General features: G+C 37.2%; 15 protein-coding genes, 5 tRNA genes and 1 pseudogene. 20 read left to right on the top strand and 1 reads right to left on the bottom strand.

What is annotated here, in order from left to right:
* Positions 1-9: 9 nt before the first annotated feature.
* From PXC01_RS17590 to PXC01_RS17500, 19 genes are all read left to right on the top strand, one after another.
* Positions 10-1,179 (top strand): acyl-CoA dehydrogenase family protein, encoded by a 1,170-nt coding sequence (locus tag PXC01_RS17590; protein ID WP_276473588.1) that lies wholly within the window; start codon positions 10-12, stop codon positions 1,177-1,179.
* 99 nt (positions 1,180-1,278) lie between these two features.
* Complete coding sequence (gene rpsU / locus PXC01_RS17585) at positions 1,279-1,473, top strand: 30S ribosomal protein S21 (protein WP_036155953.1); 195 nt, start codon at positions 1,279-1,281, stop codon at positions 1,471-1,473.
* A gap of 88 nt (positions 1,474-1,561) precedes the next feature.
* Entirely contained in the window at positions 1,562-2,455 is an 894-nt protein-coding gene (locus PXC01_RS17580; protein ID WP_276473587.1) for a tyrosine-type recombinase/integrase, read from the top strand.
* Between the two features lie 45 nt (positions 2,456-2,500).
* Positions 2,501-2,803 (top strand): ribosome hibernation-promoting factor, HPF/YfiA family, encoded by a 303-nt coding sequence (gene hpf / locus PXC01_RS17575; protein WP_276473586.1) that lies wholly within the window; start codon positions 2,501-2,503, stop codon positions 2,801-2,803.
* Positions 2,804-2,906: 103 nt separating this feature from the next.
* A tRNA-Thr gene (locus PXC01_RS17570) sits at positions 2,907-2,980 on the top strand.
* Between the two features lie 27 nt (positions 2,981-3,007).
* Positions 3,008-3,089, top strand: a tRNA-Tyr gene (locus tag PXC01_RS17565).
* A gap of 47 nt (positions 3,090-3,136) precedes the next feature.
* Positions 3,137-3,209, top strand: a tRNA-Gly gene (locus PXC01_RS17560).
* Positions 3,210-3,280: 71 nt separating this feature from the next.
* Positions 3,281-3,352 (top strand) — tRNA-Thr (locus tag PXC01_RS17555).
* A 55-nt stretch (positions 3,353-3,407) separates the two neighbouring features.
* Positions 3,408-4,595, top strand: a complete 1,188-nt coding sequence (gene tuf / locus PXC01_RS17550) for an elongation factor Tu (protein ID WP_276473585.1) — start codon at positions 3,408-3,410, stop codon at positions 4,593-4,595.
* Between the two features lie 100 nt (positions 4,596-4,695).
* Positions 4,696-4,771, top strand: a tRNA-Trp gene (locus PXC01_RS17545).
* Positions 4,772-4,826: 55 nt separating this feature from the next.
* Positions 4,827-5,015, top strand: coding sequence for a preprotein translocase subunit SecE (gene secE / locus PXC01_RS17540; RefSeq protein WP_276473584.1), 189 nt, complete (start codon positions 4,827-4,829; stop codon positions 5,013-5,015).
* 7 nt (positions 5,016-5,022) lie between these two features.
* Entirely contained in the window at positions 5,023-5,574 is a 552-nt protein-coding gene (nusG, locus tag PXC01_RS17535) for a transcription termination/antitermination protein NusG (protein ID WP_276473583.1), read from the top strand.
* Between the two features lie 79 nt (positions 5,575-5,653).
* The gene (gene rplK / locus PXC01_RS17530) at positions 5,654-6,091 is read left to right on the top strand and encodes a 50S ribosomal protein L11 (RefSeq protein WP_133688828.1); all 438 of its coding nucleotides are present in this window, start codon (positions 5,654-5,656) and stop codon (positions 6,089-6,091) included.
* Between the two features lie 18 nt (positions 6,092-6,109).
* Complete coding sequence (gene rplA, locus PXC01_RS17525; protein ID WP_276473582.1) at positions 6,110-6,799, top strand: 50S ribosomal protein L1; 690 nt, start codon at positions 6,110-6,112, stop codon at positions 6,797-6,799.
* 25 nt (positions 6,800-6,824) lie between these two features.
* Positions 6,825-7,340: a 50S ribosomal protein L10 gene (rplJ, locus tag PXC01_RS17520; RefSeq protein ID WP_276473581.1), complete on the top strand. Its 516-nt coding sequence runs from the start codon at positions 6,825-6,827 to the stop codon at positions 7,338-7,340.
* A gap of 51 nt (positions 7,341-7,391) precedes the next feature.
* On the top strand, positions 7,392-7,769 hold the full coding sequence (gene rplL, locus PXC01_RS17515; protein ID WP_276473580.1) for a 50S ribosomal protein L7/L12: 378 nt from the start codon (positions 7,392-7,394) through the stop codon (positions 7,767-7,769).
* Between the two features lie 132 nt (positions 7,770-7,901).
* Positions 7,902-11,711 (top strand): DNA-directed RNA polymerase subunit beta, encoded by a 3,810-nt coding sequence (gene rpoB, locus PXC01_RS17510; protein WP_276473579.1) that lies wholly within the window; start codon positions 7,902-7,904, stop codon positions 11,709-11,711.
* Between the two features lie 62 nt (positions 11,712-11,773).
* Complete coding sequence (rpoC, locus tag PXC01_RS17505; RefSeq protein ID WP_276473578.1) at positions 11,774-16,072, top strand: DNA-directed RNA polymerase subunit beta'; 4,299 nt, start codon at positions 11,774-11,776, stop codon at positions 16,070-16,072.
* A gap of 56 nt (positions 16,073-16,128) precedes the next feature.
* Positions 16,129-16,443 (top strand): DUF3467 domain-containing protein, encoded by a 315-nt coding sequence (locus PXC01_RS17500; RefSeq protein WP_073247363.1) that lies wholly within the window; start codon positions 16,129-16,131, stop codon positions 16,441-16,443.
* A gap of 32 nt (positions 16,444-16,475) precedes the next feature.
* Here PXC01_RS17500 and PXC01_RS17495 read toward each other — a convergent pair whose 3' ends face one another.
* Positions 16,476-18,065, bottom strand: a complete 1,590-nt coding sequence (locus tag PXC01_RS17495) for a peptide chain release factor 3 (RefSeq protein ID WP_276473577.1) — start codon at positions 18,063-18,065, stop codon at positions 16,476-16,478.
* A gap of 368 nt (positions 18,066-18,433) precedes the next feature.
* Between PXC01_RS17495 and PXC01_RS17490 the strand changes: the two are divergent.
* Positions 18,434-22,060 (top strand): annotated as a pseudogene (locus PXC01_RS17490) (hypothetical protein); the annotation flags it as partial.

Genomic DNA, 22,060 nt, shown 5'->3' with positions numbered 1-22,060 from the left:
AAAAACGCTATGCAAAGTATGTACTTCACAGAAGAACATCAATTATTTAGGGAAAGTCTAAAAGATTTTTTACATAAAGAAGTAGTCCCACATATAGATAAATGGGAAGAAACTGGAACTATAGAAAGGTTTATATGGAAAAAATTTGGGGATATGGGCTATTTTGGTCTGGCAACTCCTGAAGAAGATGGTGGTCTAGGTCTAGATTTATTTTATACTATTATTTTTTTAGAGGAATTACAAAAGATAAATTCCGGTGGATTCGCAGCGGCAATGTGGGCGCACGCTTATTTGGCAATGACTCATTTAAATAAAGAAGCAGATTCTTTTTTAAAGGAAAAGTACTTACGACCAAGTGTAAATGGAGATAAGATTGGTTGTCTTTGTATATCAGAGCCTTTTGGGGGTAGTGATGTAGCTGCTATGAGGACAACTGCGGTTAAGCAAGGTGATCATTATGTACTAAATGGTTCTAAAACGTTTATTACAAATGGTGTTTATGCAGATTACATGATAGTGGCTGCAAAAACCAATCCTGAATTGGGTAATAAAGGAATTAGCATTTTTGCTGTAGATAGAAGTAGTGAAGGAGTTACTGCAAATAAATTGAACAAATTAGGTTGGAGAGCTTCCGATACCGCAGAACTAGCCTTTGACAATGTTAAGATCCCGGTAGAGAACTTAATGGGCGTTGAAAACATGGGTTTTTCATATATAATGGAACATTTTGCGCTTGAACGATTGATAATGGGTGTGAATGCTCATGCAAGGTCAGAGCATGTTTTGGATTATGCATTAAAATATATGTCTGAAAGGGAAGCTTTTGGAAGGTCTATTAATAAGTTTCAGGCACTAAGGCATCGTGTAGTAGATTTACATGCGGATATTGACATGTGCAAAGAATATAATTATTCGGTCGCCTATCGTTTGGATAAAGGTCAGTATGTAGTTAAAGAAGCGACAATCTCTAAATTAAAATCTACAAAAGTAGCCGATGAAGTGGCCTATGAATGTTTGCAATTTTTAGGGGGTTATGGTTATATTGAAGATTATCCTATGGCTCGCAATTTTAGGGATAGTAGATTAGGACCGATCGGTGGTGGTACTTCAGAAATATTGCGTGAAATAATTTCCAAAATCATAATCGATAAAAAAGAATACAAGCCTGCTACGGTATAGTTAAGCGGATATTGGTTTAAAAAGTATATAATTGGTTGTCTATTTAAATATAGTTAGTATATTTGCAGCCTTAATCACAAAAGAGAGGAGGTTTAGCCCATGTTAATAATACCAGTAAAAGAAGGAGAAAACATCGATAGAGCTTTAAAGCGTTTTAAACGTAAGTTCGACAAAACAGGTACAATGAGACAGTTACGTAAGCGTCAACAGTTCAACAAGCCGTCAGTTGTTCGTAGAGCACAGATACAAAAAGCAGAATACATTCAAGGTCTAAGAGATCAAGAAGAAGTTTAGTTTTTTAAGATAAATATTAAATCCCGCAATTTGCGGGATTTTTTTTGCTCAAATTTTGACAGACTCTAAACTTTAATACCTTTAGGTAATGTATTTAAGCGAATTTATTTCTTATCTCTCGTTAGAGAAAAATTATTCTTTACATACCATTAAAGCGTATGAGAACGATATACTTGAATTTGGCAGATTTTGCTTGTCTAATTATGATGTAGGGGATATTGATACTGTAGAATACAATATTGTTCGTTTCTGGATAGTTGATTTATCGGAAAATAAAATCAATAATAGGTCTATCAATAGAAAAATAGCATCGTTAAAAGCATATTTCAAATTTCTTCAGAAAATAGGGGTGACAGATGTTAATCCTTTAAATAAGCACAAGGCATTGAAGACTGCGAAAAAAGTGGGAATTCCTTTTTCTGAAATTGAGATGAAAAATGTTCTGTCTCAAATAGATTATAAAGAAGATTTTGAAGGTAAAAGAGATGAGCTGTTAATTCATGTGTTGTATGTTACGGGTATGCGTAGGGCAGAGGTTATTACGTTAAAGGTATCAGATGTTGATTTTGAAACAATGACCATTAAGGTTTTGGGCAAACGAAATAAAGAAAGGCTAATTCCTATGTTTACGGAGACTAGAGATAAGTTTAAGGAGTATTTAGAAGTTCGCTCACACCTTAATGAAGTGGTAGATGTTGAAACTATGTTCTTAACTAAATCAGGCAATAAAATGTATGAAACACTTGTTTATAGATTAATAAAAAAGTATTTTAGAGAGGTTTCCTCAAAGGTGAAGACTAGTCCGCATATTCTTAGGCACACCTTTGCTACTCATCTTTTAAACAAAGGTGCAGATTTAAATGCGGTAAAAGAGTTGTTGGGTCATTCTAGTTTGGCTTCTACTCAAGTTTATACGCATAATAGTATTGCCGAGTTAAAGAAAGTGCATGCTAAAGCCCATCCGCGGGGAAATAAAAAATAAATGTTTAATCTGGCTAAATCTCATTAGGCCATAAAATTTCTGACTATGAAAGTAAATGCGCAATCGGTAAATTTTAATGCAGACCAAAAGTTGATCAATTTTCTTCAAAATAGACTTGATAAAGTGGAAACCTTTTATTCTAAGGTAATTAGCTCAGATGTTTATATGAAAGTTGAGAATACCAGTGCAAAGGAGAATAAGATAGTGGAAATTAAAATTTCTGTTCCTAAAGATAAATTTGTAGTAAAAAAGCAATGTAAATCTTTTGAAGAGGCTGTAGACTCTGCCTGTAGTTCTCTGGAACGCAGACTAATAAAGCAAAAAGAAAAAATAAGATTACAAGCTTGATAAAAATTTTTTAAAATTTGTTTTGAATAAACAAAAAATACTATACATTTGCAGTCCGTTAGAAATAGCGGGCTTTTTTATGACAGAAAAAGTTGTAAAATAAGCCGATGTAGCTCAGCTGGCTAGAGCAGCTGATTTGTAATCAGCAGGTCGTGGGTTCGAGTCCCTCCATCGGCTCTTAAGTTCTTTAAAATATTAGTTTGAGGGGAGATACTCAAGCGGCCAACGAGGGCAGACTGTAAATCTGCTGACTACGTCTTCGCAGGTTCGAATCCTGCTCTCCCCACTAAACTTTTTTTAAGGAATTTTTATTGAAATATTGTAATATTATAAGCGGGAGTAGCTCAGTTGGTAGAGCGTCAGCCTTCCAAGCTGAATGTCGCCGGTTCGAACCCGGTCTCCCGCTCTATAAATTTTGACAGTAATGTCATCCTGCGAAGGCAGGAATCTATCTTTTGGGTGGGTTCGACACTTTACGCCGGTGTAGCTCAGGGGTAGAGCGTTTCCTTGGTAAGGAAGAGGTCACGAGTTCAATTCTCGTCATTGGCTCAATTAAGGTATAAATTTGTACACTAATATAAACTAAGAATAAAATACATTAAACATGGCAAAGGAAACTTTCGATCGTTCCAAACCGCACTTAAATATAGGTACTATTGGACACGTGGATCACGGTAAAACTACATTGACTGCTGCTATTACTACTGTTTTGGCAAATGCAGGTCTTTCTGAATTGAGAAGTTTCGATTCTATCGATAACGCTCCTGAGGAAAAAGAAAGAGGTATTACAATTAACACTTCTCACGTAGAGTATTCTACAGCTAATCGTCACTATGCACACGTTGACTGTCCTGGTCACGCGGATTATGTGAAGAACATGGTTACTGGTGCTGCTCAAATGGATGGTGCTATATTAGTTGTTGCTGCTACGGATGGTCCTATGCCACAAACACGTGAGCATATCCTTTTAGGTCGTCAGGTTGGTATTCCAAGAATCGTTGTATTCATGAACAAGGTGGATATGGTTGATGATGAGGAGTTGATCGAGCTAGTTGAAATGGAAGTAAGAGAATTACTTTCTTTTTATGAGTATGATGGAGATAACGGGCCTGTAATTGCTGGTTCTGCATTAGGTGCATTGAACGGTGAGCAAAAGTGGGTTGATACTGTTATGGAATTGATGGCTGCTGTTGATGATTGGATCGAGCTTCCTAAAAGAGATGTTGATAAGGATTTCTTGATGCCTGTTGAAGATGTATTCACTATTACTGGTCGTGGTACTGTTGCTACAGGTCGTATAGAAACTGGTATTGCCAACACTGGAGATCCTGTTGAGATCATTGGTATGGGTGCTGAAAAATTGAACTCTACTATTACAGGGGTTGAAATGTTCCGTAAGATATTGGATAGAGGTGAAGCTGGTGATAACGTAGGTATCTTGTTGAGAGGTATTGAGAAATCACAAATTAGCCGTGGTATGGTAATCTGTAAGCCAGGTTCCGTTAAGCCACATGCTAAGTTTGAGGCTGAGGTTTATGTGTTGAAAAAAGAAGAAGGTGGTCGTCATACACCGTTCCATAATAACTACCGTCCACAGTTCTACGTAAGAACAACGGATGTAACAGGTAACATTGCACTTCCTTCAGGAGTTGAAATGGTTATGCCTGGTGATAACTTAACGATTACAGTTGAATTGATTCAGCCAATCGCATTGAGCGTAGGTTTACGTTTCGCTATCCGTGAAGGTGGTAGAACAGTTGGTGCTGGTCAGGTAACTAAGATTATAGATTAATTTCAATCTAGAATAAGTATTGTATATAAGGGTGTCCCGCTTGAGCAGGACACCTTTACATGCAAATAATAGAATAGGTGATTGTAAAATCATCATTTATACGGGTGTAGCTCAGTTGGTAGAGCACTGGTCTCCAAAACCAGGTGTCGGGAGTTCGAGTCTCTCCTCCCGTGCCACAATAGAATTTGGAATAGAGGTATCCTATTTATTGAAATTGTAAAAAGAATTTAAATGTTCACATATATAAAAGAATCCGTTGAAGAGTTGAGGAATAATGTTACTCTTCCATCACGTGCAGAATCATCTAATTTGATGGTTGTTGTAGCTGTGTTTTCAATCCTTTTTGCTTTGGCGACTTGGGGGGTAGATACGGTCTTTAGTAAAGTGATTAAATCTTATTTCAACTTCGTATTAAACTAATAGGACTATGTCAGAGGTATTGGATAAAAAGTGGTACGTTGTTAGAGCTGTAAGTGGTCAGGAGAATAAAATCAAGGGATACATTGAAAGCGAAGTAGAACGTCATGGTTTTTCCGACTATTTGGAAGATGTTCTTGTCCCTACTGAAAAGGTCGTTCAAATTAGAAATGGTAAGAAAATAAATAAAGAAAGAGTTTATTTTCCTGGGTATATTATGATCAAAGCCAATTTAGGTGGTGAAATGGTTCATATTATAAGATCTATTACTAATGTAATTGGCTTTTTGGGTGAGACTAAAGGCGGTGATCCGGTCCCTTTAAGGAAAAATGAGGTCAATAGAATGCTTGGAAAGGTAGACGAGTTGACAGTGAATACAGATAGTGTTGCAATCCCATTTGTTTTTGGCGAGACGGTAAAAGTAATTGATGGTCCATTTAATGGTTTCAATGGTACTGTGGAGAAAATAAATGAAGAAAAACGAAAGCTAGAGGTTATGGTTAAAATTTTCGGCAGAAAAACACCGCTTGAGCTTAGTTACATGCAAGTAGAAAAAATATAAGTATTTAAAGTAAGTGTTACATACATATAATTAAAGTAGTGTTGCTTCCGTAAACACACTTTCAATTTAATTTTAAACAATGGCAAAAGAAATAGGTAAAGTAGTTAAACTACAAGTTAAGGGAGGTGCAGCGAATCCATCGCCACCGGTTGGACCTGCCTTAGGAGCTGCTGGTGTTAACATTATGGAATTCTGTAAACAGTTTAATGCTCGTACACAGGATAAACCAGGTAAAGTATTACCAGTTGTTATCACCGTTTACAAGGATAAGTCGTTTGACTTCGTTGTAAAAACTCCACCGGCGGCAATTCAGCTATTGGAAGCGGCTAAGATTAAAAAAGGATCTGGCGAACCTAACAGAGTAAAATTAGGTAGTGTTACCTGGGACCAAATCAAGGCAATAGCCGAAGATAAAATGGTTGACCTTAACGCATTTACAGTAGAATCTGCTATGAGTATGATAGCGGGTACTGCACGTTCTATGGGTATGAAGGTTGCAGGAAAAAAACCTTTTTAAAATCTTAAAAGTAATTAAATGGCAAAGTTAACTAAGAAGCAAAAGGAAGCACATTCCAAGATAGAGAAAGATAAATTGTACTCTATTTCGGATGCTTCGGCTTTAATTAAAGAGATAACCAATACAAAATTTGATGCATCTGTAGATTTGGCTGTACGTTTGGGTGTAGATCCAAGAAAAGCAAATCAAATGGTTCGTGGTGTTGTAACATTACCTCACGGTACCGGTAAAGATGTAAAGGTTTTGGCTTTGGTAACACCAGATAAAGAAGCAGAGGCTCAGGAAGCTGGTGCTGATTTCGTTGGTTTAGATGAGTATTTGGAGAAAATTAAAAGCGGTTGGACAGATGTTGATGTAATTATCACAATGCCAAGTGTTATGGGTAAATTGGGTCCTTTAGGTCGAGTATTAGGGCCAAGAGGTTTAATGCCTAATCCAAAAACTGGAACTGTTACTATGGATGTGGCTAAAGCTGTATCTGAAGTTAAGGCAGGTAAAATAGATTTTAAAGTTGATAAAACCGGTATCGTACACGCTGCGATAGGTAAGGCATCTTTTTCTGCTGATAAAATAGCGGATAATGCAAAAGAGTTGTTAGATACTTTAAATAAGTTGAAGCCAACTGCGGCAAAAGGTGTTTATATGAAAACAATTTTCATGTCTAGCACAATGAGTCCTAGTTTGCAATTAGATCCAAAGTCAGTTTAACAACTGGTAGTTAAAAATTAAAAGTATGACAAGAGAAGAAAAAGCAACGGTTATAAAAGATTTGACTACGCAGTTGGCAGATAGCAACACAATATATGTGGCTGATATCTCAGGTTTAGATGCAGGTACAACTTCTGATTTAAGAAGGGCTTGTTTCAAGGCTAATATTAAGCTAGCTGTGGTTAAGAATACATTGCTTGCAAAGGCAATGGAAGCTTCTGAAAAAGAGTTTGGTGAATTACCTGAAACACTTAAGGGAAATACTTCTCTTATGTTTTCTGAGGTAGCCAATGCTCCTGCAAAATTAATTAAGAACTTCAGAAAGAAGTCAGATAAGCCTTTGTTAAAAGGCGCTTTTGTAGAAGAAGCAATTTATATAGGTGATGAAAACTTGGATGCTTTAGTTAGCATTAAGTCTAAAGAAGAAATGATTGGAGAAATAATTGGATTGTTACAATCTCCTGCCAAAAATGTTATTTCTGGACTTAAATCTGGTGGTGGAAAAATCGCTGGTATCCTTAAAACATTATCTGAAAGATAAGTACGCACAATAAACTAAGTATATTTTAAAAATTTTATTAAACGATAGAAAATGGCAGATTTAAAAGATTTCGCAGAACAATTGGTTAACTTAACAGTTAAAGAAGTAAACGAGTTAGCTGATATATTAAAAGATGAATACGGTATTGAGCCTGCAGCAGCAGCAGTAGCAGTAGCTGCCGGTGGTGGTGGTGAAGCTGGTGAAGCAGCAGACGAGAAAACTGAATTCGATGTAATATTGAAAGCAGCAGGTGCTTCTAAATTAGCAGTAGTTAAATTGGTTAAGGAATTAACTGGTTTAGGTTTGAAAGATGCGAAAGATATCGTTGATAGCGCACCAAAAGCTGTTAAAGAAGCAGTTACTAAAGATGAGGCAGAAGGTATCAAAAAATCATTGGAAGAAGCTGGAGCAGAAGTTGAGCTTAAATAATAGCAACAACCATATTACTTTTGGTTTAGGTCTTTGCGCTTTTTGCGTTTAGACCTAAGCCATTTTATAGAATTAGGTATATTAAGAGGTATACTACTCATTTAGTACTCACGATCAAAACACTGTCCGTAGATGTTCACAAATAATACTGAAAGAATAAGCTTTGCTTCCGCAAGAAACACACCGGATTACCCGGATTTCTTAGATATTCAGATTAAATCTTTCCAAGACTTTTTTCAACTAGAGACTAAATCAGATGAAAGAGGTAATGAAGGGCTATATAACACCTTCATGGAAAACTTTCCGATTACTGATACAAGAAATCAGTTCGTATTGGAGTTTTTGGATTATTTCATAGATCCGCCAAGATATTCTATTCAAGAATGTATAGAGCGTGGTCTTACTTATAGCGTTCCTTTAAAAGCACGTTTAAAATTATATTGTACCGATCCCGAGCATGAGGATTTCGAAACAATTGTACAAGATGTGTACTTAGGTACCATTCCTTACATGACTCCTAGTGGTACTTTTGTTATCAATGGTGCTGAAAGGGTTGTTGTTTCTCAGTTACACCGTTCTCCTGGTGTATTCTTTGGACAGTCTTTCCATGCAAATGGAACAAAATTATATTCTGCTAGGGTAATTCCTTTTAAAGGATCTTGGATAGAATTTGCTACCGATATAAATGGCGTTATGTATGCTTATATTGATAGAAAGAAAAAATTACCGGTTACTACCTTGTTTAGAGCTATCGGCTTTGAGCGTGATAAGGATATATTAGAGATTTTCGACCTATCGGAAGAAGTTAAAGTTTCTAATGCCGGTCTTAAAAAAGTACTTGGCCGTAAATTAGCGGCAAGAGTATTGAACACTTGGCACGAGGATTTTGTTGATGAGGATACTGGTGAGGTTGTATCGATAGAACGTAATGAAATCGTTCTTGATAGGGATACTATTCTTGAAAAAGAGCATATAGCTGAAATTATAGATGCAGATGTTAAAACTATTCTTTTGCACAAAGAGAATAATGCACAGTCTGATTATGCTATTATTCATAATACATTACAAAAAGATCCAACGAACTCTGAAAAAGAGGCAGTTGAACATATTTATCGTCAATTACGTAATGCTGAGCCGCCAGATGAGGAAACAGCGCGTGGTATTATAGATAAGTTATTCTTCTCGGATCAACGTTACAACTTAGGTGAAGTTGGTCGTTATAGAATGAACAAAAAATTACAGTTGGATATTGGAATGGACAAGCAGGTCTTGACCAAAGAAGATATCATAACTATTATTAAATATTTAATTGAGTTAATTAACTCAAAAGCAGAGATTGATGATATTGATCACTTATCTAACCGTCGTGTTAGAACGGTAGGTGAGCAATTGTCTTCTCAGTTCGGTGTTGGTCTAGCACGTATGGCGAGAACGATCCGTGAGCGTATGAACGTTCGTGATAATGAGGTGTTTACACCTATAGATTTGATTAACGCTAAGACATTGTCTTCAGTTATTAATTCTTTCTTTGGTACAAATCAGTTATCTCAGTTTATGGATCAAACGAATCCATTAGCGGAGATTACGCACAAAAGAAGATTGTCGGCGCTAGGGCCTGGAGGTTTATCTAGAGAACGTGCAGGTTTTGAAGTACGTGATGTTCACTATACGCACTACGGTCGTTTATGTCCTATTGAAACTCCTGAAGGTCCAAATATTGGTTTGATTTCTTCATTGTCCGTATTTGCGAAAGTAAATCCGATGGGCTTCTTGGAGACACCGTATAGAAAAGTTACGGATTCTGTAGTTGACTATAAGAATTTCGCATATTTAAGTGCTGAGGAGGAAGAAGGAATGAAGATTGCTCAAGCAAACATTCCAATGAAAGAAGACGGTACTATTGATGCTGAAAAGGTTATTGCAAGAGAAGAAGGTGATTTTCCGGTTGTTGATCCATCAGAAATTCAATATACAGATGTTGCTCCTAATCAAATTGCATCTATATCTGCATCTCTAATTCCTTTCTTGGAACATGATGATGCGAACAGGGCTTTGATGGGGTCAAACATGATGCGCCAAGCGGTACCTTTATTAAAACCTCAATCTCCAATTGTGGGGACAGGTTTAGAGCGTCAAGTAGCTTCAGATTCTAGAGTATTGATCAATGCTGAAGGTGATGGTGTAATTGAATATGTAGATGCTCAAAAAGTAACTATTAAATACGATAGAACTGATGAAGAAAGATTGATCAGTTTTGAAGAAGATAGTAAAACATATTTCTTGGTTAAGTTTAGAAAAACGAACCAAGGAACAAATATTAACTTGAAACCAATTGTAAAAGTTGGTGATAGAGTTAAAAAAGGTCAAGTTCTTTGTGAAGGTTATGCAACTGAAAAAGGAGAATTAGCTTTAGGTAGAAACTTGACAGTGGCATTTATGCCATGGAAAGGATACAACTTTGAAGATGCGATCGTAATTTCTGAAAAAGTTGTACGTGATGATATTTTTACCTCTATTCATGTAGATGAATATTCTTTGGATGTAAGGGATACTAAGTTGGGTGCTGAAGAGCTAACACATGACATACCTAATGTATCAGAAGAGGCTACAAAAGATCTTGACGAAAATGGTATGATTAGAATTGGTGCCGAGGTAAAACCTGGTGATATTCTAATTGGTAAAATTACTCCTAAGGGAGAATCTGATCCAACTCCAGAAGAAAAATTATTACGCGCTATTTTTGGTGACAAGGCTGGTGATGTAAAAGATGCTTCATTGAAAGCTTCACCTTCATTAAGAGGTGTGGTAATCGATAAGAAGTTGTTCTCTAGATCTGTAAAGGATAAGAGAAAACGTTCAGAGGATAAAGAGGAACTTTCTAAATTAGAATTGGAATACGAAGTAAAATTCCAAGAATTGAAAGATATTCTTGTTGAGAAATTATTTACCATAGTCAATGGTAAAACTTCTCAAGGTGTTCTTAATGATTTAGGAGAAGAGGTATTACCTAAAGGAAAGAAGTATAGCATGAAAATGTTAAATTCTGTTGACGATTTTGCTCACTTAGTGGGTGGAAGTTGGACAACCGATAGTGATACTAATTCATTAGTAGCTGATTTACTTCATAACTATAAAATTAAACTTAACGATTTACAAGGTAACTTAAGAAGAGATAAGTTTACAATATCTGTTGGTGATGAACTACCAGCTGGTATTATGAAGTTGGCTAAAGTCTATATTGCTAAAAAGCGTAAGCTTAAAGTTGGTGATAAGATGGCAGGTAGACACGGTAACAAAGGTATTGTATCTAGAATTGTACGTCATGAAGATATGCCATTCTTGGAAGATGGAACTCCTGTTGATATAGTTCTTAATCCACTGGGTGTACCTTCGCGTATGAACATTGGTCAAATTTATGAAACTGTATTAGGTTGGGCAGGTCTTAAACTTGGTAGAAAGTACGCAACACCAATTTTTGATGGTGCTACTTTGGATCAAATCAATACTTATACTGATGAGGCAGGTATTCCTAGATTTGGGCATACTTACTTATATGATGGTGGAACTGGCCAGCGTTTTGATCAACCTGCAACTGTAGGTGTAATCTACATGTTGAAACTTGGTCACATGGTAGATGATAAAATGCATGCTCGTTCAATAGGACCATACTCTCTAATTACGCAACAACCGTTGGGTGGTAAAGCTCAATTTGGTGGTCAACGTTTTGGAGAAATGGAAGTTTGGGCGTTAGAAGCATATGGTGCATCTGCCACATTACGTGAGATTTTAACAGTTAAGTCTGATGATGTAATCGGAAGGGCCAAAACTTATGAATCTATTGTAAAAGGAGAGACAATGCCAGAGCCTGGTTTACCAGAATCTTTCAACGTTTTAATGCACGAACTTAAGGGATTAGGTTTGGATATTAGACTTGAGGAATAGTTCAATATTTTATATTGAAGACTATTAAGTAAAACAAATTAAAACATTATCAGCACGCTATTATGGCTAGAATAAAAGATAATAACCCAGTAAAAAGGTTCGATAAAATTTCAATAGGATTAGCTTCGCCAGAGTCTATTTTGGCAGAGTCTAGAGGGGAAGTTTTAAAGCCTGAAACAATTAACTATAGAACTCACAAACCAGAACGTGACGGTTTATTTTGTGAGCGTATTTTTGGTCCTGTTAAGGATTATGAGTGTGCTTGTGGTAAATATAAGCGTATTCGTTACCGTGGGATCGTTTGTGACCGTTGTGGTGTAGAGGTTACGGAGAAAAAAGTTCGTAGAGACCGTGTAGGTCATATTAACTTGGTAGTACCGGTTGCTCATATATGGTATTTCCGTTCTTTACCGAACAAAATAGGATATTTATTAGGTTTACCTTCCAAGAAATTGGATATGATTATTTACTACGAGCGTTATGTAGTAATTCAACCAGGTATAGCTAAAGGTCCTGAAGGAGAGGAAATTCAGAAGATGGATTTCTTGACCGAAGAAGAGTATTTAAATATTATTGATACTATTCCTCAAGAAAATCAATACTTAGAAGATTCTGACCCAAATAAGTTCATTGCCAAAATGGGTGCAGAGTGTTTGATTGATTTACTTGGAAGAATTAATCTAAAAGAACTTTCTTTTGAGCTTAGGCATAAGGCGAATACGGAAACTTCTAAGCAACGTAAAACAGAAGCGTTAAAGCGTTTGCAAGTAGTAGAAGCTTTAAGGGAGTCTCAAGAAAATAGAGAAAACGAGCCAGAATGGATGATAATGAAGGTAATTCCGGTTATACCGCCAGAATTACGTCCGTTAGTGCCATTAGATGGTGGTCGTTTTGCAACTTCAGATTTAAATGATCTTTATAGAAGGGTTATTATACGTAACAACCGTTTGAAAAGATTGGTAGAGATAAAAGCGCCAGAAGTAATATTACGTAATGAAAAACGTATGCTTCAAGAGGCGGTAGATTCTTTGTTTGACAACACTAGAAAGGCATCTGCAGTAAAGACAGAATCTAATAGACCATTGAAATCACTTTCAGATTCTTTGAAAGGAAAGCAAGGTCGTTTCCGTCAAAACTTACTAGGGAAACGTGTTGATTATTCTGCACGTTCGGTAATTGTTGTTGGACCAGAATTGAACTTATTTGAATGTGGTCTACCAAAAGATATGGCTGCTGAATTATACAAACCTTTTGTAATTAGAAAGCTAATTGAAAGAGGGATTGTTAAGACAGTGAAGTCCGCTAAGAAAATAATAGACAAAAAAGAGCCTGTTGTTTGGGATATTTTAGAAAATGTATTGAAAGGTCACCCGGTATTATTGAACAGGGCACCTACCTTACACCGTTTAGGTATTCAAGCATTCCAGCCTAAATTAATAGAAGGTAAAGCAATTCGTCTTCACCCATTGGCTTGTACTGCATTTAATGCGGATTTTGATGGGGATCAAATGGCAGTTCACTTGCCATTAGGACCAGAGGCAATTTTAGAAGCGCAATTATTGATGCTTGCTTCTCAAAATATATTAAACCCAGCTAATGGTTCTCCTATTACGGTACCATCGCAGGATATGGTCTTGGGTCTTTACTATATGACCAAAGAGCGTAAATCAACACCAGAAGTTCCAATTATTGGTGAAGGTTTAACATTCTACTCTGCTGAAGAGGTTGAGATTGCCTTTAATGAAGGTAAGGTAAACCTTAATGCCGGTATTAAAGTTAGGGCCAAAGATTTCAATGAAGAAGGTGAATTGGTTTATAAAATTATACCTACAACCGTAGGTCGTGTATTATTTAATAATCACGTACCTGAGGAAGCAGGTTATATAAACCAAGTATTGAATAAGAAAGCTCTAAGAAATATTATTGGGGATATTTTGGCCGTAACAAGTGTACCTGTAACAGCTGCATTCTTGGATAAGATTAAGACTATGGGTTATGAATTCGCTTTCAAAGGTGGATTATCCTTTAGTTTGGGAGATATTATTATTCCTGCAGAAAAAATGGACATGATTGGCGAAGCCAATGTTCAAGTTGATGGTATTATGGCCAATTATAATATGGGCCTTATTACTAACAATGAAAGATATAATCAAGTTATTGATGTTTGGACATCTACTAACGCTCAATTGACGGAGTTGGCTATGAAACGTATCCGTGAGGATCAGCAAGGTTTCAACTCGGTATATATGATGCTTGATTCTGGTGCAAGGGGTTCTAAAGAGCAAATTCGTCAGTTGACAGGTATGCGTGGTTTGATGGCTAAGCCTAAAAAATCTACTGCCGGTGGTGGTGAAATTATTGAAAACCCAATTCTTTCTAACTTTAAAGAAGGTCTTTCTATCCTTGAGTACTTTATTTCTACTCACGGTGCGCGTAAGGGTCTTGCGGATACCGCTTTAAAAACGGCTGATGCAGGTTACTTAACACGAAGATTGGTAGATGTTTCACAAGATGTTATTATCAACACTGAAGATTGTGAAACACTTAGAGGTGTAGAAGTTCAGGCGCTTAAGAAGAATGAAGAGATTGTTGAAAGCTTAGGTGAAAGAATATTAGGTCGTGTTTCTTTACATGACGTATACAACCCAATGACCGAAGAATTAGTTCTTGAGGCGGGACAGCAAATTATGGAATCCGATGTTAAGAGAGTTGAAGCGTCTCCGATTGAAAAAATCGAGGTTCGTTCTGCACTTACTTGTGAAGCCGAAAAAGGAATTTGTGCTAAATGTTACGGTAGAAATCTTTCTACTAATAAGATGGTACAAAGGGGTGAAGCAGTTGGTGTTGTTGCAGCTCAATCAATTGGTGAGCCAGGTACGCAACTTACGCTTAGAACATTTCACGTAGGGGGTATTGCAGGTAACATTTCTGAGGATAACAAATTAGAGGTTCGTTTCTCTGGTATTGCCGAGATTGAAGATTTAAGAACGGTAACTGGAGAAGGTTCAGACGGTAATCCTGCTGAAATTGTAATATCTAGAACAAGTGAAATAAAAGTTGTAGATGCCAAAACAGGAATTACGTTAAGTACAAACAATATACCTTACGGTTCACAATTATTCGTTGAAAACGGGGCAAAGGTGACCAAAGGAGATGTTATTTGTTCTTGGGATCCTTATAATGGTGTTATTGTTTCAGAATTCCCGGGTAAGATAGCTTATGAAAATATTGAGCAAGGTGTAACTTATCAAGTAGAGATTGATGAGCAGACTGGTTTCCAGGAGAAAGTGATTTCTGAGTCTAGAAACAAGAAGTTGATACCAACATTATTGATTCAAGATGCAAAGGGCGAGACGCTACGTTCATACAATTTACCGGTAGGTTCACATATCATGGTAGACGACGGTGATAAAATTAAGGAAGGTAAAACATTGGTTAAGATTCCACGTAAATCTGCTAAGGCAGGAGATATTACTGGTGGTCTACCAAGAGTTACTGAGTTGTTCGAGGCAAGAAATCCATCAAACCCTGCTGTAGTGTCTGAAATTGACGGTGTAGTTTCTTTTGGAAAGATCAAGAGAGGTAATAGAGAAATCATCATTGAATCTAAATTAGGTGAAGTGAAGAAATATCTAGTAAAACTTTCTAATCAAATCTTAGTACAAGAAAACGATTATGTTAGGGCGGGTATGCCATTGTCAGATGGTTCTATTACTCCAGAAGATATCTTGGCTATTAAAGGTCCATCTGCTGTTCAGCAATACTTGGTAAATGAAGTTCAGGAAGTTTATAGACTGCAAGGGGTGAAAATCAATGATAAGCACTTTGAGGTCGTTGTTAGACAGATGATGCGTAAAGTAAGAATTCAAGATCCAGGTGATACTATTTTCTTAGAGAATCAATTGATTCACAAAGATGATTTTATTAGGGAGAATGATGAAATCTTTGGCAAGAAAGTGGTAATGGAAGCAGGAGATTCTGAGAATCTTAAACCAGGTCAGATCGTAACTCCTAGGGAGTTAAGGGATGAAAATTCTCTATTGAGACGTGGAGATAAAACTTTGGTCGAAGCTAGGGATGCTGTTTCGGCAACCGCAACTCCAATACTACAAGGTATTACTAGAGCTTCATTGCAGACGAAATCGTTTATTTCTGCTGCATCGTTCCAAGAAACAACTAAAGTATTAAATGAAGCTGCTGTTAGCGGTAAAATTGACACGTTAGAAGGTCTTAAGGAGAATGTTATTGTTGGTCATAAGATTCCGGCAGGTACCGGTATGAGAGACTATGATAGCATTATAGTTGGATCAAAAGAAGAATATGATGAAATAATGGCCAGAAAAGAGGCATTAAGATTCTAAAATTATAATAACCCTCAAATTTTATTTGGGGGTTATTTTTTCAATAATATTTAAGTATGAGTGACAATAAAAATCCGAATCAAAAGCAAATAAATATCGAATTGGATGAGAAGATGGCAGAGGGAATTTATTCCAATTTGGCTATTATAAATCATTCAGTTTCAGAATTTGTAGTTGATTTTATTAGTATGATGCCAGGGGCGCCAAAAGCAAAGGTTAAAAGTAGAATAATACTAACCCCGCAACATGCAAAAAAGTTTTTAAAGGCTTTAAACGATAACGTTCAGAGGTTTGAAAAAGCCAATGGAACTATCAAAGATTATGAGCAACCTTCGATACCCATGAATTTTGGTCCGACCGGAGAAGCATAAAAAAAGCCCACCTTTCTAGGTGGGCTTTTTTTTTATTCAAATTCAGAAGTAAAATGTAGTTTTACCGAAGGGTATTTTTGTTGGGTCATTTGTAGAGAAAATTGAGAGTCTGCTAGAAATACCAATTGCCCTTTTTTATCCTTGGCCAAGAACTTTTGTTTCACACGTTCAAATTCTTTAAACTCATCGGATTTTCTGTTTTCCGTTCCTACCCAGCAAGCCTTATATACATTAAAGTTTTCATAACTACATTTAGCCCCATATTCATGTTCAAGTCTATATTGAATAACTTCAAATTGTAATGCACCTACTGTACCAATAACTTTTCTTCCATTTAATTCTAGAGTAAATAATTGAGCAACACCTTCGTCCATTAATTGGTCAATACCCTTGTAGAGCTGTTTAGACTTCATTGGGTCTGCATTGTTTATATATCTAAAATGCTCAGGAGAGAAGCTTGGAATACCTTTATAATGTAAGCTTTCACCCTCTGTTAGTGTATCACCAATTTTAAAGTTGCCGGTATCGTGTAACCCTACAATATCACCAGGATAGGAAATGTCTACAATCTCTTTTTTTTCGGCAAAGAATGCGTTTGGACTTGAAAATTTTAACTTTTTGCCATTTCTTACATGCAAATAAGGTTTGTTCCTTTCAAATGTGCCAGATACAATTTTAATAAAAGCTAATCTGTCTCTGTGTTTAGGATCCATATTTGCGTGAATTTTAAAGACAAACCCTGTCATATCTTTTTCATTGGCTTCAACTAATCGTTCTTCGGCATGTTTGGAGCGGGGTGTTGGGGCAATTTGTACAAAACAATCCAATAACTCCCGTACACCAAAATTGTTAAGAGCAGATCCAAAGAATACGGGCTGTTGATCGCCTTTAAGGTAAAGTTCTTTGTCAAAACCAGGGTAAACTCCCCAAACTAATTCTAAATTATCTCTAAGGTCACCGGCTGCTTTGCTTCCTATAATTTTATCTAATTCTGGATTGGTTACATCGTCAAAAGCAATAGTTTCTTCAATGTTTTTTTTACTATCGCCACTAAAGAGGTTTATATTTTTTTCATAAATATTGTAAATGCCTTTGAAGTCGTAACCCATACCAATAGGAAAGCTCAAAGGAGTAACTGAAAGTCCTAATTTTTGTTCTAATTCATCAAGAAGGTCAAAAGCATCTTGCCCTTCTCTGTCTAACTTGTTAATAAATACCAGCATTGGTATTTTTCTCATTCTACAAACTTCTACCAATTTAACGGTTTGCTCTTCAACACCTTTAGCAACATCTATTACAACTATAACACTATCGACAGCAGTTAAAGTTCTGAAAGTATCTTCGGCAAAATCTTTATGACCAGGTGTGTCTAGAATATTAATTTTTTTATCCTTATAATTAAAAGCAAGAACAGAAGTGGCCACAGAAATTCCTCTTTGCCTTTCAATCTCCATAAAATCACTGGTAGCAGTTTTTTTGATCTTATTATTTTTAACAGCTCCTGCTTCTTGGATCGCTCCTCCAAATAATAATAATTTTTCAGTTAATGTAGTTTTACCTGCATCGGGGTGAGAAATTATGCCGAAAGTTCTTCTGCGTGCTATTTCTTGCTTAAAGGTCATATTTAAAATTTGTGCAAAAGTAATACAAATTCGATTCTTAATATTTATGTTGATTCTTTAAGGTGTATAATGCTGATTTTATGAGCATTGTGAATTATTGGGTAAATTGTGTCCACATATAATTTAAATTTGATAGTCTTTTATTAAGAATTGCTCGTAGATACTATTGAAATGTTAAATATTCTTAATATAATATAGCGCTTTCTATTCCGATTACCCCTTTATTTACATGGTTAATCGAAAAAGAATTTGAGTTCATTCATTAATAATATATCTTAGCATCGTTAAATAAGACAGCCCCACTTTCTTATAACGAACAAGCAAAAACACTACCAAATGCCATGGTGCTTAGTAAAACACTAACACTTATGGGTAAAATTACTTTTTTAAAAATTAACGGTTTTCGTACCGTAAAGCTTACTTTTCTATTTAGTATATCTATCATTTTTCTTTGCGGAACTCAGTCTTTTGCGTTTGGGTCCAAATTGAATACTACAACTTTAGAAATTTTTCAGCAGTCTGTTGAAGATGTTGATAAAGATAATGATGGTATTTTAGATACAGTTGAAGACCAGAACGAAGATGGAGATGGTAACTATTTGACCAATCCTTCGGATAGGGATGGGGATGGTATTCCAAATTATTTGGATATAGACTCTGACGGAGATGGTATTCTTGATAACTATGAAGGTCAACGTACTTCAAGCTATGTTGCGCCGTCAGGGATAGATAATAACAATAATGGTCTTGATGATGCTTATGAAGGGTCTTATGGGTTTGGAATTATACCTATAAATTCTGATAAAGCTGCAATTGTGGATTTTTTGGATTTTGATTCTGATATTGATGGTATTAGAGATAATATAGAATCACAACCTTATTTAGAATATGTTGCTCCTTCAGGTGTTGATGCAAATCAAAATGGTTTGGACGATGCTTACGAAGGCAGTTTTGGTTTTGGAATAATTCCAATTAATTCAGATTCAGATTCATATCCTGATTATAGGGATTTTGATTCAGACAATGATGGAATTAAAGATAAGGTTGAAGCTCAGACTTCCGAAGGTTATATTCCCCCCGTTGGTGATAATGATAATAACGGAATTGACGATTCTTATGAAAATGGTTTAAGTCCAATTGATACTGATGGCGATGGTATTCCTGATTTTCATGATATAGATTCTGACAATGACGGTATTCTAGACAATTATGAAGCACAATCTACAGCTGGTTATATTGCTCCTGATGGAATTGATAGTACTCGAGATGGACTAGACGAAGTCTATGGGCAAGGAGGTATAGAACCTCAGTATAGTGCTGATGGAGATACAAAACCAGATTATCGCGATATAGATTCTGATAATGATGGTATTCCGGATAATGTAGAAGGTCAGTTAACTGATGATTATATTCCTCCTTCTGGTTTGGATAGTGATAAAGATGGTCTTGATGATGCATATGAAGGTTCTGGGAATCAAGGTATTGATATGATTAATACAGATGGTGACGCGGAGCCTGATTATAGGGATTTAGATAGCGACAATGATTCTGTACCGGATAACAACGAGGGCAACGATTTCAATTTCGACGGGATTCCTGATCAGGCCTTCACCGGTGTTGATACGGATGGTGATGGTCTTGACGACGGTTATGAAGGTTCAGATGTGAATGATGGTTTCGATGTTAACGATGAGATAGACGACCCAGCGAGCGACCTACCTGATACGGACGGTACAGAGGACGTAAACTACCGTGACCTTGATGACGATGGTGACGGTATAGATACTCCGAACGAGGACGCCAACACTGACGGTGACCCTACCAATGATGATAGCGATAATGACGGCATTCCCAATTATTTAGATCCAGATAGTTCTGGACCTGACACCGATGGAGATGGAGTTCCTGATAGTGCAGACCTTGATGATGATAACGATGGAATTTTGGACAGTGTTGAGGATCCAAATTTAGATGGGGACAACGATCCCTTGACCGATTCTTTGGATACCGACAATGATGGACTTCCTAACCATTTGGATATCGATAGTGATGACGATGGTATTCCTGATAACGTAGAGGCACAGACTACCGATGGTTATATTGCCCCTAACGATGACGATGCCGCAACATATGCTTCTAATGATGGGGTCAATAGTGCTTATCCTGATGGGCTAACGCCTGTGGATACTGATGGTACCGATACAGAGGATTATATAGATTTGGATAGTGACAACGATCTGGTTTTTGATAACAACGAGGGCAACGATTTCAATTTCGACGGGATCCCTGATCAGGCCTTCACCGGTGCTGATACAGATGGTGACGGGCTTGACGACGGTTATGAAGGTTCAGATGTGAACGATGGTTTCGATGTGAACGATGAGATAGACGACCCGGCGAGCGACCTACCTGATACGGATGGTACGGAGGACGTAAACTACCGTGACCTTGATGACGATGGTGACGGGATAGACACCCCAGACGAGGACGCCGACAATGACGGTGACCCTACCAATGATGATAGCGATAACGATGGTGTTCCCGATTACCTTGATCCAGATAGTTCTGGACCTGATAGTGAATTGGATACCGATGGTGACGGAGTTCCTGACAGTGTAGATCTTGATGATGACAATGACGGTATTTTGGATGTTTTGGAAGATAGCTGTGACACTGGTGTCAGAATAAGTTTCGAAGCTGATAACGAAGGGTGGATAGGAGATAATCTTAATAATGGTACGAGCCTGGGCCCTTCAATGGTCCATTCTTCGGAGGCATTTACAAACGAGGGATGTTCAATGGACATTGTGCCAAGGTTTTTCAATGGTAACTTTATAATAATGAGTGATCCTGTAGGAGGGGATATGTTCGTAGAAAGCCCTGACAACCTTAACTTGCAAGTTTCTGATCCTTTAGGGAAGAAATTGTCCTTTTATTGGATAGATGGGACACCTGACGGAAATGGTCCACAACAAGCTGTTGCCGGTTCTATGCAGATAATACTTCACGGTTCGGGTATTTCAGTTGAAAGCACGTTTAATGTCGAGGGTCTTAGCAATTCTGGTCAGTGGGAATTGATTGAACTTGAGTTGATTGATAATGTATGGAGCGGAAGTGAAAGCGATTTGGTCCAGGTTTTACAAGATTTGGATAAAATCGAGCTACAGATAGAGTCTATAAACGGTAGGGAGTTTTCTGCGGGATGGAACTGTGACAATGGAGAGTATTACGGGCTGGCTGATTTTAGGATCGGATGTGAAGAAAATGATACTGATGGAGATGGCATACCTAATCGTCTTGATATCGATAGCGATGACGATGGTATTCCTGATAACGTAGAGGCACAGACCACCGATGGTTATATTGCCCCTAACGATGACGATGCCGCAACGTATGCTTCTAATGATGGGGTCAATAGTGCTTATCCCGATGGGCTAACCCCTGTGAATACTGATGGTACCGATACGGAGGATTATATAGATTTGGATAGTGACAACGATCTGGTTTTCGATAACAACGAAGGCAACGATTTCAATTTCGACGGGATTCCTGATCAGGCCTTCACCGGTGTTGATACGGATGGTGACGGGCTTGACGACGGTTACGAAGGTTCAGATGTGAACGATGGTTTCGATGTGAACGATGAGATAGACGACCCGGCAAGCGACCTACCTGATACGGATGGTACAGAGGACGTAAACTATCGTGACCTTGATGATGATGGTGACGGGATAGACACCCCGGACGAGGACGCCAACAATGACGGTGACCCTACCAATGATGATAGCGATAACGATGGTGTTCCTGATTACCTTGATCCGGATACAATGCCAATGGAAGACTTAGATGCCATTGATGATATGGTTTCGACACCGGTGGATACCCCGATTGAAATAGATATTTTAAATAATGATTTAGGTATTCCTAGTGATGGTACGTTGACGGTAACGGATCCATCAAATGGAACGGTTGAAATCAATGATGGGGGTACGCCC

The sequence above is a fragment of the Maribacter huludaoensis genome, from assembly GCF_029350945.1.
In the GTDB taxonomy this organism is placed as follows: Bacteria; Bacteroidota; Bacteroidia; order Flavobacteriales; family Flavobacteriaceae; genus Maribacter; species Maribacter huludaoensis.
Note: the sequence above shows the minus strand (reverse complement) of the source record. Positions and strands in the feature narration are given on the sequence as shown.